The sequence below is a fragment of the Pseudomonas sp. D4-21 genome, assembly GCF_051132125.1.
In the GTDB taxonomy this organism is placed as follows: domain Bacteria; phylum Pseudomonadota; class Gammaproteobacteria; order Pseudomonadales; family Pseudomonadaceae; genus Aquipseudomonas.
Genome location: NZ_CP071664.1, coordinates 1,667,251 through 1,682,612, shown reverse-complemented (window position 1 = coordinate 1,682,612; position 15,362 = coordinate 1,667,251). Strand labels below are relative to the sequence as shown.

General features: G+C 62.7%; 15 protein-coding genes. 6 read left to right on the top strand and 9 right to left on the bottom strand.

Going from position 1 to position 15,362, the window contains the following annotated elements; all coding sequences use genetic code 11:
• Positions 1 to 145: 145 nt before the first annotated feature.
• Complete coding sequence (locus J3Q04_RS07575; RefSeq protein WP_420766906.1) at positions 146 to 1,150, top strand: NADP-dependent oxidoreductase; 1,005 nt, start codon at positions 146 to 148, stop codon at positions 1,148 to 1,150.
• A 76-nt stretch (positions 1,151 to 1,226) separates the two neighbouring features.
• Here J3Q04_RS07575 and pyrF read toward each other — a convergent pair whose 3' ends face one another.
• On the bottom strand, positions 1,227 to 1,925 hold the full coding sequence (gene pyrF, locus J3Q04_RS07570) for an orotidine-5'-phosphate decarboxylase (RefSeq protein WP_420766907.1): 699 nt from the start codon (positions 1,923 to 1,925) through the stop codon (positions 1,227 to 1,229).
• A 275-nt stretch (positions 1,926 to 2,200) separates the two neighbouring features.
• Here pyrF and J3Q04_RS07565 point away from each other — a divergent pair, with 275 nt between their 5' ends.
• Positions 2,201 to 2,959, top strand: coding sequence for a response regulator (locus J3Q04_RS07565; protein ID WP_434607144.1), 759 nt, complete (start codon positions 2,201 to 2,203; stop codon positions 2,957 to 2,959).
• Positions 2,959 to 3,999, top strand: a complete 1,041-nt coding sequence (locus J3Q04_RS07560; RefSeq protein ID WP_434560046.1) for a sensor histidine kinase — start codon at positions 2,959 to 2,961, stop codon at positions 3,997 to 3,999. The genes J3Q04_RS07565 and J3Q04_RS07560 overlap by 1 nt, the downstream gene beginning before the upstream one ends.
• Before the next feature lie 9 nt (positions 4,000 to 4,008).
• Here the strand turns inward: J3Q04_RS07560 and J3Q04_RS07555 are convergent, their stop codons facing one another.
• The 8 genes from J3Q04_RS07555 to J3Q04_RS07520 form a co-directional block, all read right to left on the bottom strand.
• A complete protein-coding gene (locus J3Q04_RS07555) occupies positions 4,009 to 5,046 on the bottom strand; it encodes an AI-2E family transporter (protein WP_420766910.1) in 1,038 nt (345 codons plus the stop codon).
• A 61-nt stretch (positions 5,047 to 5,107) separates the two neighbouring features.
• A complete protein-coding gene (locus J3Q04_RS07550; RefSeq protein ID WP_434607147.1) occupies positions 5,108 to 5,926 on the bottom strand; it encodes a DUF4892 domain-containing protein in 819 nt (272 codons plus the stop codon).
• A gap of 129 nt (positions 5,927 to 6,055) precedes the next feature.
• Positions 6,056 to 6,907: an alpha/beta hydrolase gene (locus tag J3Q04_RS07545; protein ID WP_434607149.1), complete on the bottom strand. Its 852-nt coding sequence runs from the start codon at positions 6,905 to 6,907 to the stop codon at positions 6,056 to 6,058.
• A complete protein-coding gene (locus tag J3Q04_RS07540) occupies positions 6,904 to 7,698 on the bottom strand; it encodes an alpha/beta fold hydrolase (protein WP_434607151.1) in 795 nt (264 codons plus the stop codon). The genes J3Q04_RS07545 and J3Q04_RS07540 overlap by 4 nt, the downstream gene beginning before the upstream one ends.
• A 151-nt stretch (positions 7,699 to 7,849) precedes the next feature.
• On the bottom strand, positions 7,850 to 8,293 hold the full coding sequence (locus J3Q04_RS07535) for a hotdog fold thioesterase (protein WP_420766914.1): 444 nt from the start codon (positions 8,291 to 8,293) through the stop codon (positions 7,850 to 7,852).
• Between the two features lie 46 nt (positions 8,294 to 8,339).
• On the bottom strand, positions 8,340 to 8,792 hold the full coding sequence (sixA, locus tag J3Q04_RS07530; RefSeq protein ID WP_420766915.1) for a phosphohistidine phosphatase SixA: 453 nt from the start codon (positions 8,790 to 8,792) through the stop codon (positions 8,340 to 8,342).
• On the bottom strand, positions 8,789 to 9,136 hold the full coding sequence (locus J3Q04_RS07525; RefSeq protein WP_420766916.1) for a DUF4389 domain-containing protein: 348 nt from the start codon (positions 9,134 to 9,136) through the stop codon (positions 8,789 to 8,791). The genes sixA and J3Q04_RS07525 overlap by 4 nt, the downstream gene beginning before the upstream one ends.
• A 28-nt stretch (positions 9,137 to 9,164) precedes the next feature.
• A complete protein-coding gene (locus tag J3Q04_RS07520) occupies positions 9,165 to 10,190 on the bottom strand; it encodes an NAD(P)H-dependent glycerol-3-phosphate dehydrogenase (protein WP_420766917.1) in 1,026 nt (341 codons plus the stop codon).
• Positions 10,191 to 10,354: 164 nt separating this feature from the next.
• On the opposite strand from J3Q04_RS07520, the gene J3Q04_RS07515 reads away from it, so the two are divergent.
• From J3Q04_RS07515 to J3Q04_RS07505, 3 genes are read left to right on the top strand one after another with little or no spacing between them, the layout of a single operon-like run.
• Positions 10,355 to 12,514: a TonB-dependent receptor plug domain-containing protein gene (locus J3Q04_RS07515; RefSeq protein ID WP_434560056.1), complete on the top strand. Its 2,160-nt coding sequence runs from the start codon at positions 10,355 to 10,357 to the stop codon at positions 12,512 to 12,514.
• Positions 12,515 to 13,447, top strand: a complete 933-nt coding sequence (locus J3Q04_RS07510) for an ABC transporter substrate-binding protein (RefSeq protein WP_434607154.1) — start codon at positions 12,515 to 12,517, stop codon at positions 13,445 to 13,447.
• Positions 13,444 to 15,345, top strand: coding sequence for an ATP-binding protein (locus J3Q04_RS07505; protein ID WP_434607156.1), 1,902 nt, complete (start codon positions 13,444 to 13,446; stop codon positions 15,343 to 15,345). Before J3Q04_RS07510 ends, J3Q04_RS07505 begins: the two co-directional genes overlap by 4 nt.
• Positions 15,346 to 15,362 lie beyond the last annotated feature (17 nt).

Genomic DNA, 15,362 nt, shown 5'->3' with positions numbered 1-15,362 from the left:
GTTGGCGTCGCATGAACGCCAGTGATAACGATACCCGGCGGATTATCACTGGGTTGGATCGATGTGCATTCGCTGTATCGGCAAACCTTGCAGCGAAGGCTCCAAGCGTCTATCAACAAGGCTTCATTCATCTTGAGTGCCTGTCATGACCGCCCTGACCAACCGCCAGTTCCTGCTCGCCAAACGCCCGGTGGGCGCCGCTACCCGTGAGACCTTCACTTATCAACAAGTCCCGGTTGGCGAGCCGGCGCCCGGCCAGATCCTGGTCAAGAACGAGTACCTGTCCCTGGACCCGGCCATGCGTGGCTGGATGAATGAGGGAAAATCGTACATCCCGCCGGTCGGCATTGGTGAGGTTATGCGCGCCTTGGGCGTAGGCCAGGTCGTCGCCTCGAATAACCCCGGATACGCGGTAGGCGACTACGTGAACGGTGCCTTGGGTGTGCAGGATTATTTCCTCGGCGAGCCGCGAGGCTTCTACAAAGTCGATCCGAAACTGGCGCCGCTGCCACGTTATCTGTCAGCGCTGGGCATGACGGGCATGACCGCCTATTTCGCCCTGTTGGATGTCGGCGCACCGAAGGCCGGCGAAACCGTAGTCCTGTCCGGTGCCGCCGGGGCGGTAGGCAGCATTGCCGGGCAAATTGCCAAGATCAAAGGCTGTCGCGTGGTCGGCATCGCTGGCGGCGCCGACAAATGCAAATTCCTGATCGATGAGCTGGGCTTCGACGGTGCCATCGATTACAAGAGTGAAGACGTTCACGCCGGCCTGAAGCGCGAATGCCCCAAAGGCGTGGATGTGTACTTCGATAACGTTGGCGGCGACATTCTCGATGCGGTGCTCAGCCGTTTGAACCTCAAGGCCCGCGTGGTGATCTGCGGCGCCATCAGCCAATACAACAACAAAGAAGCGGTCAAGGGCCCGGCCAACTACCTGTCGCTGTTGGTCAACCGCGCGCGGATGGAAGGGTTCGTGGTCATGGACTATGCCTCGCAGTTCGCCGCCGCCGGGCAGGAAATGGCCGGCTGGATGGCCAAGGGGCAGCTCAAGAGCAAGGAAGACATCGTCGAAGGGCTGGAGACATTCCCCGAGACGCTGACCAAATTGTTCAGTGGTGAGAATTTTGGGAAGTTGGTGTTGAAGGTCTGAGGCACATCACTGTGAGTGGCCGACGCAAAACAACTGTGGGAGCAAGCTCGCTCCCACAGGGGCCCGCGTAGTTGGGTCAGGCCAGCTCCGCCACTACCGCCGCCAGCGCCTTGGCCGGATCGGCTGCCTGGCTGATCGGCCGGCCGATCACCAGGTAGTCGGAGCCAGCGTCCAGTGCCTGGCGCGGGGTCAGGATGCGGCGCTGGTCGTCCTGGGCACTGCCCGCCGGGCGAATGCCCGGGGTCACCAGCTGCAACGAGGGGTGGGCCGTTTTCAGGGCGTTGGCCTCCAGGGCCGAGCAAACCAGGCCGTCCATTCCCGCCTTTTGCGCCAGCGCCGCCAGGCGCAGCACTTGCTCCTGGGGCTCGATGTCCAGGCCGATGCCCGCCAGGTCTTCACGCTCCATGCTGGTCAGCACGGTCACGCCGATCAGCAACGGCTTGGGGCCGTTGCGCTGGTCCAGCACTTCACGACAGGCAGCCATCATGCGCAGGCCACCGGAGCAATGCACATTGACCATCCACACGCCCATTTCCGCAGCGGCCTTGACGGCCATGGCGGTGGTATTGGGGATATCGTGGAACTTGAGGTCCAGGAACACTTCGAAACCCTTGTCCCGCAAGGTTCCGACGATTTCCGACGCGCAGCTGGTGAACAGCTCCTTGCCGACCTTGACCCGGCAGAGCTTGGGGTCCAACTGGTCGGCCAGCTTCAGGGCGGCGTCACGGGTAGGAAAATCCAGGGCGACGATGATAGGCGTCTGGCAGGCGGACATGGATGAGCTCTCAGGCAAGTCGAAATCGGCGCGCATTGTAGCGGAACCAGCGCCCTAACGGGACCCGATGATCGGCAAATCATTGATCGGCCCTGCCGTCATGTGTGTCAACGCCGATACATTCATGACATGCGCACAACACGACGGGACGCTACCCTCAGCCGCCGAACGCCGCTCTTTCAACGCTTCACGGCCCACCGCCGCGAAGCTTATGCTCACCCCACCCCCCGCCGCCTTCTTTCGGTTGGCAGCCCCAATGGCAGATGATGCATCTCATGCAGTACACCCCTGTTGCAAATTCTGGCGATCAGAAAGTGTCCGACGACGACAGGCGCTGGAGCACCCGCGCGCTGATCGTCGATGACGACGTACCGATCCGCGAGCTGCTGATCGACTACCTGGGCCGCTTCGGCATTCGCGCCAGTGGCGTAACCGATGGCGCGGCCATGCGCCAGGCGATGCAGGCAGAACACTTCGACGTGATCGTGCTAGACCTGATGCTGCCGGGCGAAGACGGCTTGCAACTGTGCCGCTGGCTGCGCGCCGAGTCGAATATTCCAATCCTGATGCTGACGGCCCGCTGCGAACCCACCGACCGCATCATCGGCCTGGAGTTGGGCGCGGATGATTACATGGCCAAACCTTTTGAACCCCGGGAGCTGGTGGCGCGAATCCAGACCATCCTGCGCCGGGTGCGCGACGATCGCAGCGAGCAGCGCGCCAACATTCGCTTCGATAGCTGGCGGCTCAACAGCGTGCTGCGCCAACTGGTTTCCGCCAACGGGCTGGTAGTGCCCCTCTCCAACGCAGAATTCCGCCTGTTGTGGGTGTTCATCGAGCGACCACGCCGAGTGCTCAGCCGTGAACAATTGCTGGACGCCGCGCGCGGTCGCTCGATCGAGGCCTTCGACCGCAGTATCGATCTGCTGGTCTCGCGCTTGCGCCAGAAACTGGGGGACGATCCGAAGGCTCCGCAGTTGATCAAGACCGTGCGCGGTGAAGGCTACCTGTTCGATGCGCGGGATATCGGTTGATGCGCCTGCGCTTCGATTCCCTGTTTGGCCGCCTGTTCGGCGTGCTGCTGGTGGCGATCGTGCTGGCGCACCTGCTGGCCTTTGCCTGGTTTTTTCATTACGACAAGCCACCTCCCGGGCCGCCCCCGGAATTTTCCCATCAAACCGCAGGTCCCTCGCACTCCGGCCCGCCACCCGGCCCACGCCCCCGGTTTGGCGGGCCTGTGGTGCCCCTGACGTTTCAATTTGTGTTCCTGATCGTTGCGGCCTGGTACGGCGCCAAGCTGTTGACTCGGCCCATCCAGCGACTGAGCGACGCCGCCCAACGGCTGAGCGAGGACCTCCATAGCCCGCCATTGGAAGAGAACGGTCCGCGGGAGGCCCGCCAAGCCGCCCATACGTTCAACCTGATGCAACAACGGATCCGCGAGCAGGTACAGCAACGCTCGCGCATGCTTGGCGCGGTATCCCATGATCTGCGCACCCCACTTGCGCGACTCAAGCTGCGCCTGGAGCAGATCAACGACCCCCGGCTGCAGGATCAGATGCGTCAAGACCTGGACGATATGATCGGCATGCTCGACGCGACCCTGACCTATCTCCACGAACAACGCACCAGCGAAGCGTTGCAATGGATGGACGTGCAGGCGCTGGTTGAATCATTAAGCGAAAACGCCCAGGACCACGGCGCCAATGTGCATGCCAGCGGTACCTGCGCGCCCTTGCGGGTGCAACCGATGGCACTGCGTTCATGCATCAACAACCTCATCGACAATGCCGTGCGTTACGCGGGCGACGCATCGATCGTGCTGGACGATCAGCAGCACCAGTTGCTGATCCGGGTGATTGACCACGGCCCCGGCATCGCGGCGGACAAGCGCGAAGCGGTATTCGAGCCATTCTTTCGCCTGGAGGGTTCGCGCAACCGCAACTCGGGAGGCGTCGGCCTGGGCATGACCATCGCCCGGGAGGCCGCCGAACGCCTGGGCGGGCACTTGAGCCTGGAAGAAACACCCGGCGGCGGGTTGACGGCGGTGATTCGCGTGCCCCGTGTGGCCTGAACCGCTGCGTTACCGCGCCTGGCTCTTGCTCCAATCCGTCAGCAAGCTGTACGCCACCGCCAGCAGGGTCGGACCGATGAACAACCCGATGAAACCGAACGCGATCAAGCCACCGAACACCCCGAGCAACACGATCACCAGCGGCAGGTTTCCACCACGACTGATCAGGTAGGGCTTGAGCACGTTGTCCACGCCACTGATGATGAACGTGCCCCAGATACCCAGGAACACCGCCATCCCATACTCGCCCTTCCACGCCAGCCAGGCCGTGGCAGGTATCCAGACCAGCGGCGGCCCCATGGGAATCAGGCTGAGCAGGAAGGTGACGATACCCAGTACCAGCGCACCCGGCACCCCGGCGATCAAAAAGCCGATCAGCGCCAGTACCGCCTGAGCCGCGGCGGTACCGATCACCCCGTTGACCACTCGCTGCACCGTGCCGGCCACCAATTCGACATAGTACCCGGCACGATCACCGATCAGCCGCTCCAGCAGCCCCTGGACAAACGCCGCCAATCGCGGGCCGTCCCGGTAGAAAAAGAACACGAACACGATGCTCAGGGTCAGTTCGAGGATTCCGCCGCCGATCTGCGCGCTACGGGCCAGCAACCAGTTGCCGACACGTCCCAGGTAGGGCTTGATGGACACCATCATCGCCGCGCCCTGCTGGTCGATGCTGTTCCAGAGCGTTACCAGGCGCCCGCCCACCAGCGGTACGCCGGCGAGCCAGTCGGGGGCTTCGGGCAGGCCATCGACCTGCACATCCCTGACAAAGGCCGTGGCATCGCGCACATGATCGGCGAGATTGAAGCCCAGCCACACCAGCGGCACCGCCACCAGCAACATCCAGCCGACCGTCAGCAAGGCCGCCGCCAAGGATTCGCGACCGTTGACCCAACGGGTCAGCAGGCGCATCAGTGGCCAACTGGCAAAAGCGAGCACAGCCCCCCAGAACAGCGCCGACCAGAACGGAGCCATCACCCAGAGGCTGGCCCCGAACAACACCAGGAGCAGTATTTGCACCAACAGCCGATCGTTATTGAGCATGTAGGGTCTCGAGAAATGAACAAGGCCGGGCTAGGACGACACGCGCGTTTGCCACGTCAGCTTATCGCAACAGCTCCAGGTGCAAGCCCGCCGTGTTACCGCCGGCCGCTTCCATTCTTGCCGCCCGGACGCCCTGCTCGACCAGCGCCTGGCGCCACGCCTCGGCGTGTGGGCCGGCGACGCTGACCCGAAGGCCGGTGTCCAGGTTCAAGGCCCGAGACAACAGGCGTAGCCAGGCTTCCTCCGGTTCGCCGGCAAGACGCGGCAAGTCCAGCACGCCGGTGTCCTTGAGCTGGCGCAACAACGTGGCAGAAGTCGGCAGCACATCCCCCAGGGGCGCGCTCGCTTCGAACTGCTCGATATGCAGGTAGGCCTTGCGGTTGCCACGGGTGATGGCATACAGCGCGATCAGCGTGTTGTCCGCCGGCGGCGCCAGGCGCAGCAACAGGTAGGCCTGGCCATTGTCGGCGCCATAGAGCTTGGCATTGCCGAACACTTCGTTGGCCCACAGGCTGCTTTCGCCACAATCGCGGGCCTGGCACCAGAACAGCAGCTCGGCGCCCTGTTTCTGCAAGGCTTCGCGGACGGCGGTGAACGCTTGTGTGGCGGTATGTTCCGGCGGCAGTTCGTAGGTCACCGAGGTGGCGTTGCCACGGGCATCGACCTGCCCGTCGAAACGCAGTTGGCCGCTGATCTTGCGAATCGACCCCATGGGGTAGATACGCTCAAGGTCGCTGGTTTGCCGATAATCGACGATTTGCGCGTCGGGCATGCGCGGCACGCGTTCCAGATCCTGGCTGCCGGGTACATCGGCAGCCAGGGATAGCGGGCTGAAACCGGCCAGTGCCAGCAGGACGAATGAACGAATGGATAGTTTCATTGGATCGGCTTGGCCTGGGTCCGCGCGACGCAAAGGCGTTCATCAATGCACAGCAAGGCAAGTGAATGGATATCTGTCATGGTTGGCTCCCTTTCAACCCGCCCAGCCTCGACACTTGCCCGGCGCAAGTCAAGAAACGCTGAAGAACCGATTGAAACAGTCTGCTACAAGAGCGGCACCGACCTCGTCGTTCAGGTGCAAATGATGGCCGCCAGGTAACTGTTCATGACTGAAGGGTAGACGTTCCAGCAATTCGGGGTGCTGGGCAAGCATGCCGTCGGCCGCGACTACCAAGTGCGCGGGGCAAGCGACCCGCGCGACGAAGGCCATGGCCTGTTCGTCGGTCAGGCGCAGCGGCGAGGGCAAGGTCAGGCGATTGTCGGTGCGCCAGGTGAACCCTCCCGGCACCGGCATCAAGCCGCGCTGGGCCAGTAGCTCGGCGGCTTCGCGACTGACTGCCACCAGTCCCTTCATACGCGCTTCGATGGCCCGGTCGAGGGTTTTGTAGACGGGTTTGCGTTTTTGCTGCAAATCCAGTTGCGCTTGCAGGGCCATGCCCATGCGCTCGGCCGCATTGTCGCCTTTCGCTGTAGGAGGAATCACCCCATCGATCAATGCCAAGTGACTGATCCGCTCCGGCAAAGCACCGGCCAGGACCAGCGAGACAATGGCCCCCATGGAATGCCCCAGCAGCCCGAAACGCTTCAAGCCCAGTTGCTCGGCGACTTGCAGCACATCGTGGGCATAATCCCACAGGGCATAGCCGGCGCCAGGCGGACGGTGCCCGGAATGTCCGTGACCGGCCATGTCCAAGGCAATCACCCGTACGCCCTGGAGCATAGGCGCCAGCCGGGCGAAGCTGTTGGCGTTGTCCAGCCAGCCATGCAGGGCAATCACCGGCCGGCCATCTTCCGGCCCGAACAAATGGGCCGCCAACTCGATATGGGGCAGGCTCAGGCGAATTTCTTCGACGACGCTCATGGGCTACGACCCTGCCAGCGCTGCAGCAGGCCCTTGAGCAAGTTGGCCGTGTCCTGGGGATATTCGAGTGGAAACATGTGACCACCCGGCATGGTCAAGGATTCGCCCAAGGGCATGCGGCTCACGGATCGGGCGTGATGACGCATCACCACCCGACTCTGTCGGCCCCGCACTACCGCCAACGGCATGTCGAGCTTTCGAGCCCTCCCGGGGCTGGTGTGCGGCACGCCTCGGTAGATGCTGATTTCCGTGGCCGGGTCGAAGCGCAGCCGCAACCGATCACCAACAGGCTGCAAACCATGTTGCAGGTACGCTTCGAAGCACTCCGGGTCGAAACCGCGAAACAACGTCTTGCCGGCAAAATATTCCCGCGCCGACGCCAGGTCGTTGAATTCTTCCCGCCGCCCCAGGGTTCGCCCGGCCGGCGTCAAGCGATCGATGAAGCCCAGGCGCTTGGCGGCAAGAATCAGCCAGCGGTCGGCGCGGGTCAGGACCGGGGAATCGAGCATGACCACACCACGATACAACTGCGGGCAGCGCAACGCCGCATGCAAATGCAGTACGCCGCCCAGAGAATGCCCGACGCCCCACACCGGCTGCGATTGCCGCTCAAGGTGGTGAATCAGTTCGTCCACCAGATTGTTCCAATTGTCGTCGACCGGGAATCGCGGGTCATGGCCGTGCAGTTCGAGGTGGGAAACCTCGTACTGCGGCGCCAGCGCGGCAAACAATTTACCGTAGGTGGCGGAGGGGAAACCATTGGCGTGGGCGAAAAACACCTGTTGCGACATATTGGCCGATCCATTGCGAGAACTGCGACCGATTTTGCGCAGAACCTGATGGTGCGGCAATGACCGGAACTGACAGGAATGATGACAGCAACATTGACCCTCGAGCTGCAAGCTACAAGTAAAAGCGGGACTGCTTAGCTTGTAACGTCTCTTAGCGCGCCGGCGGCTGCTCACCCAATGGAACCACCGCCATGGTCAGGCGCGATACGCAGTTGACCTTGCCGTCATCATTGACCAGGCGGATGTCCCAGACCTGGGTGGTGCGGCCCAGGTGAACCATCCGGGCCGTCGCGGTTACTCGCCCGCTGCGCACGCCACGCAAGTGGTTGGCGTTGATTTCCAGGCCGACGCAGTAGAACTTGCTCGTGTCGACGCACAGATAGGCCGCCATGGAGCCGACTGTCTCGGCCAGCACCACGGACGCGCCGCCGTGCAACAGGCCGAACGGTTGATGGGTGCGATGATCGACCACCATGCTCGCGGTCAGGGATTCGTCGTCGAAAGATTCGAAACGGATGTCCAGCACTTCGCTGATGGTGTTCTTACCGGCCGCGTTCAGTTGTTCAATATTGGGGGTGGTGCGCCACAGACTCATCGCTGCCCTTCCTTTATGTTTTTGTTTTGTCTTGGGACGGTTGTTCTCAGGGGTGCCTGAGGCTCTTGAGTTTCATCGAACCGGCCAGCGGCAGGTCGCCCTCCAGCTCGGCCAGGCCTGCCGTCGATACTTGTTCCGGTTGCTGCAGATGACCGTGCTGCAAAAGCCCCAGCAAGCTGCCCACCAGTGGGTTATGGCTGACCAGCAGCACGTTGTCTTGATCATCCAGGTGTTTCAATACCTCGGCCGGACGGGTTTCCGGCGTGAGCCAATCAACCGTGACCAACTCCGGCTCGAACCCCAGCGCCTCGCGAACCAATTGCGCGGTCTGTTGGGCACGTACATAGGGGCTGGCAAAAATGGCCCGCAGGGGCTCGCCCATCAACCGACCGGCGCTGAGCAAGACTTCCTCGCGGCCATGGATGGTCAGCACCCGTTCAGGGTCGGGACGAACACCGTGGGGCTCGGCCTCGCCATGACGCAACACCCACAATTTCATAGCTTCGGCTCCTCGTCCCGGGCGGGATGTGGTGCCGGTGCAACGGTGTGGGGGGTTTCACCTTCCGGTGTGCGTGGGGTTGGCCAGTCGGCGAATGGCCAAGGCTTCTGGTCGCTATGGAAAGTGCCGAAGCGACCGATCTGCGCCAGGAACTGGCTCAGGCTGTCGCCAAAATTCATCAGGCTGGCACTCGGTGCGCCGTAGATCAGCCGGTAGATCAATTGCACCAGCACCACGGCGCCGAGGATCAATTGCGCCACCTGCCAGACCAGCAGGTAAATCACCATCCACAGCACTCGCAGCAGGATGGATTCGTATTGCGGCTGCCCTTTCGGATCGTTCATGGTTCGCTCCTGCTTGCGGTCAACGGAATCAGTTGAAACCGCTGGTGGAAATGAAATCGACGTCGGTCTTGGGTTCGCCACGCATCAACAGTTCGATCACCTGCTCCAGCGTGCGCCCTTCGAACAGAATCGCATGCAGACCGGCGACCAGCGGCATGTACACGCCGGCTTCCTGGGACTTGGCCTTGAGCACCTTGAGGGTGTTGACCCCTTCGGCCACTTCGCCCAGGCGCGAGACGGCCTCGTCCAGGCTCAGGCCTTGGCCGAGTGCGAAACCGACCTGATAGTTGCGGCTCTTGGGCGAGGAACAGGTGACGATCAGATCGCCCACGCCGGCCAAGCCGAGGAAGGTCATCGGGTTGGCGCCCTGGCTCACGGCGAAACGGGTCATTTCCGCCAGCGCCCGAGTGATCAGCATGCTCTTGGTGTTCTCGCCCATGCCCAGGGCGACCGCCATGCCGGCGATGATCGCATAGACGTTCTTCAGCGCACCGCCCAGCTCCACGCCGAAACGATCCGCGCTGGCATAGACCCGGAAGGTGCGGCCATGCAGCGCGGCCTGGACCTGCTGGCACAGCTCTTCATCTTCGCTGGCGACGACGGTGGCGGTCAGGGCGTGTTCGGCAATCTCCCGCGCCAGGTTAGGCCCGGATATCACGCCGATTCGCGCCTTGGGGGCGATGTCCTCAAGAATCTCGCTCATCAGCTTGAACGTTTGCGCCTCGATGCCTTTGGTCAGGCTCACCAGCAATTTGCCGCTCAAGCGCTCGGCGTGCGGTGCCAGCACCGAACGCAGGGCGCTAGAGGGCAAGGCGACAAAAAACAGATCGCTATTTTGGAGCGTGGCCTGCAAATCGGTCACCGGCTCGACTTCAGGGCGGACCTTGATGCCTTTGAGATAACGCGGATTTTCCCGGTTGACCCGGATGGCCTCGGCCTGCTCCGGGTCACGCATCCACTGGCGCACCGCGTGGCCATTCTCCGCCAGCAGGTTAGCCACGGCGGTGCCGAAACTCCCGCCTCCCAGGACCGCAATCGGGCGCTGTTCAGTCATATACAATCCGCTCTTCCATACCAAGTGGCAATGCCGGGCATTATACGGAGCAGCCAGAGCGCGACCAGCCCCGTCCGCAATTACCCATCGCTGTAGGAAGCTGACCACCAATTCCTAGGAAAATGCTGTCAACGTGAATGGAAAAGTCGTTCGGCTCGGTTAACATGCCCGCCATCCTTCTTCTATCCAAAGGCTGTGCCGTGTTCGTTGGCCCCACCCGTCCAGGCTCATCACTGCTATTGGCGCTGATCATCAGCCCGCCAGCGGTGGCCGACGACTTGTTCGTGGACAACCAGCCCCTCCCCCAGGTATTGACCGCCACGCGCCTGAAGCAGTCGCCGGCGGCGGTACCGGGCAGCATGACCGTGCTGGACCGTGAATTGATCAAGGCCAGCGGCGCTCGGGACATCAGCGAATTGTTGCGCCTGGTGCCAGGCATGATGGTCGGCAACATCAGCGGCAACCAGCCCACCGCCAACTACCACGGCACCAGTGCCAGTGAAGCGCGGCGCATGCAAGTGCTGATCGATGGTCGCTCGGTGTACCGGGCCGGCCTGGCGACAGTGGACTGGAGCGATATACCGGTCGCCATGGAAGACATCGAGCGGATCGAAGTCTTTCGCGGCCCCAACACCGTCAGCTATGGCGCCAATGCACTGATGGCCGTCGTCAACATCATCACCCGCGCCCCGGCCGACAGCCACGGCACCCGTTTCAAGGTTACCCGAGGCCAGAACGGCATCAGCGATTGGTACGCCAGCCAGGGCACAGGTTGGGAAGATGGTGACATGCGATTGTCGCTGTCCGGCCAGCAAGACGACGGTTTTGACAGCAACCGCAACGGGGCCGACTACCGCGACAGCCGTCGCCTGAACCGCTTCAACCTGTCCGTCAGCCAAACCCTGGATGAATACCAGAGCATTGACTGGCAGTTGAATGCCAAGGAAGGGACCAATCAGCGGCCCTACACCTACCGTCCGGTGTTCGCCGGGATTACCGAAGCTGGGGATAACTCCGACGTCAGCGCCAAGGATTACGCCGCTTCGCTGCGCTGGAACCTGGACCTGAATCCTAACCACAGCCTTTATATCCAGGGTTCGATGCAGCATTGGGATCGCCAGCAGACTTGGCGCGCCTGCGATGCCGAGGTGTCGTTCAGCCCGCAATTGACCGATCTGTGGCAGCTCAACCCCAACTATGCCGAGAAGCTGGCGCGCAATATTCCCAGTTTCCTGAATACCGGGGTCCCCGCCGGCACGGCCCAGGAACAGGCACTGGCCAATCAAGTGCTCGATCAATGGCGAAACGGTGCTTCCCGGACACTGTGTGGCGATATCGACCAGAGCGCCCGGGAGTCGCGCTACGACCTTGAGGTCCAGGACACCCTCAGTCTTTCCGACAGCCTGCGGCTGGTCACCGGCGTGAATTATCGTTACGACCGGGCCGATTCGCAGACGTACTTCAACGGCACCCTGGACGACACCACCTACCGTTTGTTCGGCCAGCTCGAATGGCGGGCCAGCGAACACTGGTTGTTGCAGGGCGGCGCGATGTTCGAGGATGCACGCCTGACGGGCAGCTCGCTGACCCCTCGGATGGCAATCAACTACCTGATCACCCCGCGACACGGCCTCCGGGCGGTCTATTCCGAGGCGGTGCGCTCGCCGGACATGTTCGAGAACAACGTCAACTGGAGCTATCAAGTCACCAATCTACGGCCGGCCGCCTTTGGTCAGGACAGCGCCCGTTATTTCGTTCGAACGCGCGGCCCTGGAAACCTGGATCAGGAGCACATGCGCTCGCGTGAGCTTGGCTACAACGGTTATTTCATGGATTTGGGCCTGGCGGTGGATGTGAAGCTGTTCCACGACCAAATCACCGGAATGATCAGCGAACCATTGCGCAACAACCAGTACATCGCCAGCAACAGCAACGAATCGCAGTTCACCGGCGCCGAAACCCAATTCGATTGGCGGATGACAGCGGCCGACCGGCTGCGCCTGACCTACGCCTATGTCGATGCGCTGGCCAGCAACCCCCTCGACGAACAGCTGACCGCCCGCAACAGCGGTTCGGCCGGCTGGCTGCGCGATTGGGGCCGGGGCTGGAACAGCGCGGTTTTCTATTACGCCGCCGACGCCCTCAACGGTTACCGCTACGAACGGATCGACACCCGCCTCGCCCGGCGCATCCCCCTGGGCAAAGCCAGCCTGGAAGTCGCGGGGACCCTGCAGCAACGCCTCGATGACCAGCCGACCACGTTCGTCGACAACCGCTACGATTCCCGCCATGTGGTGTATTTCAGCGCGGAGTTGTCCTTCTAGATGTCCCGGTGCCAACCCCGCACGACGCCCTTTCGTGGCCGCCTGTGGTGGTTACTGTGCCTGGCATTTGCCGGCCTGCTGGTCACGCTCGAGGCTCGGGCCGCCGAGGTCCTGTTGACAGGCGCCCAGGACAGCCCCGGCGTGCAGTCATTCACCCAGGCCTTGCAGGCCCGGCGTCCCCAGGACCGCGTGCGATTCACCCCATTGGCCAACCTGCCGGCGCCGGATCGGTTGCCGGATGACGCGCGCCTGATCCTGCTCGACCCGCCGAGCCTCGACTGGCGCCTGCAAACGCCTCGCGGGCCGGCCACTCTGGTGCTGCGGATCAGCCGTCAGCAAGCCCGGGAACGCCTGGGTGACGGGACGCCCGGACACCTGAGCCTGCTCTGGAGCGATCCACCGATGGGCCGGCAGTTGCGCCTGATTCGTCAGGTCCTGCCACAAGTACGGCGGGTCGGCGTGCTGTACGACAGGCACAGCGAGTTCCTGCTCAAGGACCTTCAGCAGGCAGCGTTGCCGCTGGGCCTGCAAATCGTCAGCGAACGCTGGGACGACATCAACGACAGCCGCCCTTTGCAAAACCTGCTGGGCCAAAGCGACGTCTTGCTGGGCCTCGACGACCCCGACCTTTATAACCCCAAGACCGTGAAGAACCTGCTGCTGAGCAGTTACGCCCGGCAACGCGCGCTGATCGGGCCAAGCGCCGCCTTCGTCAAGGCCGGCAGCCTGGCCAGCACCTACAGCGGCCAGGAAGACTGGCTGGCGATTCTCGACGAATTGCTGGACCGCCCCGCCGCCACGTGGCCGCGCAGCCTGTATCCGCCCCGCTTCAAAGTCTTGAGCAATCAACAGGTCGCTCGCTCGTTGGGGATCGAACCGATTGACGTCGAATCCGTCGCTACGCAGCTGGCAGAAGGAGAACACCGTCCATGACCTTGCGTCGCCGCTGGGATATCAATACCCGTACCCAGCTCATCGCCCTGGGGCCGGCACTGCTGCTGACGGTGCTGTTGATCAGCTTCTTCACCTTCGTGCGAATCCAGGACCTGCGCCAGGAACTCAACCACACCGGGCAGTTGATCGCCAACCAACTCGCTCCAGCCGCGGAGTACGGCGTCATATCCGGTAACAATGACGTGCTGGAAAGCCTGCTGACGGCCACGCTCGCCACGCCTCACGTGCGCTTTTTGGAAGTCCAGGACCGCACCGAGCGGGTTCTCGTGTACGTGGAACAGCCGTCGCAAACCCGCAACCATTCCCAGCAGGTCGAAGTATTCCAGGCCCCCGTTCGCCTGCAGCGCATTGCCCTCAACAATGATTTCCTGCAAGGCAACAGTCCGCCCATCGAGGCGGCCGGCGAGGATTACCTGGGCCGCGTCATTGTCGGCATGTCCAGCGACGCCTTCAGCCAGCGGCAACAGGAGATCCTGCTCAAGGCAGCGGTCCTGGCCCTGTTTGCGCTGCTGTTCACGTTTCTGGTGGCGCGCCGCCTGGCAGCGAGCCTGTCGCAGCCGATTCGCGACATCGGCCATGCGGTCAAGGCCATCCAGCAGGGTGATTACAGCAGGCCCTTGCCTATTGTCGACGACGGGGAATTGGGCGCCCTGTCGCGGCACATCAACAACCTGGCCGCGGGCCTCGAACAAGCAAGCCGCGAGCAGCACCAGGCCATGGCTCAATTGATCAAGACCCGGGAGGAAGCAGAAAAGGCCAACAGCGCCAAGTCGGAATTCCTGGCGATGATGAGCCACGAACTGCGCACGCCCATGAATGGCGTATTGGGCATGCTGCAATTGCTGGAAACCACCCATATGACCGATGAGCAGCATGAATACACCGCGCTGGCATCGGAATCCACCGAGCACCTGTTGAAGGTCATCAACGACATTCTCGACTTCTCGCGCATCGAGCGTTCGGCGCTGGAGCTGGAGCACATCCCGTTCAACCTGGCCGAGCTGGTGGGCAGTTGCGCGCAGTCGTTCCAGCACAGCGCCGCGCAGCGCAAGCTGGGCCTGGACCTGCTGGTCCCCGACGACATGAAACCGCTGCAGGTACAAGGCGACCCGACGCGGATCCGGCAAATCCTGGTGAACCTGATCGGCAACGCGTTGAAATTCACCGACCAGGGCCGCGTTACGGTGCAGTGCCAGTGGCAGGCCCTTGATCACGAATTGCTGTGGTTCACCTGCACCGTGCGCGACAGCGGCATTGGCATCCCGGCCGAAAGCCTGGAGCGCATGTTCGACGCCTTCCAGCAGGCCGACAGTTCCATTTCAAGACGCTACGGCGGCACGGGCCTCGGCCTGCCGATCGCCCGCACCCTGGCCGAACGCATGGGCGGCACGCTGCGGGCCCAGAGCCAGGAAGGCCAGGGCTCGGTGTTTACCCTGGAAATCCCGCTGGCCCTGTCGCGCCTGGCGCCACCGACCCTGCCCCCGCGCCTGCCCGGCGGCGGTAGCAACGGAGAAGGCCGCAATGTCTTGTTGGTGGAAGACAATCCGGTTAACCAGACGGTGATCGAAGCGATGCTGCGCAGCCTCGGCTTCAAGGTCAGCGTCGCCACCGATGGCGCCCAGGCCGTACGTAGCGCCGAGAGCCTGATTTTCGAAGCGATCCTGATGGACTGCCGGTTGCCGGTCATCGACGGTTACGAAGCCACGCGGCAGATCCGCCAGTTGCCCGGCTGCACCGACGTGCCCATCATCGCCCTGACCGCCAATGCACTGCAGGGTGATCGCGAAGCGTGCCTGGCAGCGGGCATGAACGATTACCTGGCCAAACCCTTCAAACGAATCGACTTGCAGCAGATTCTGCAACGCTGGGTCGGGTAAATGCAGGGCCTAGGACT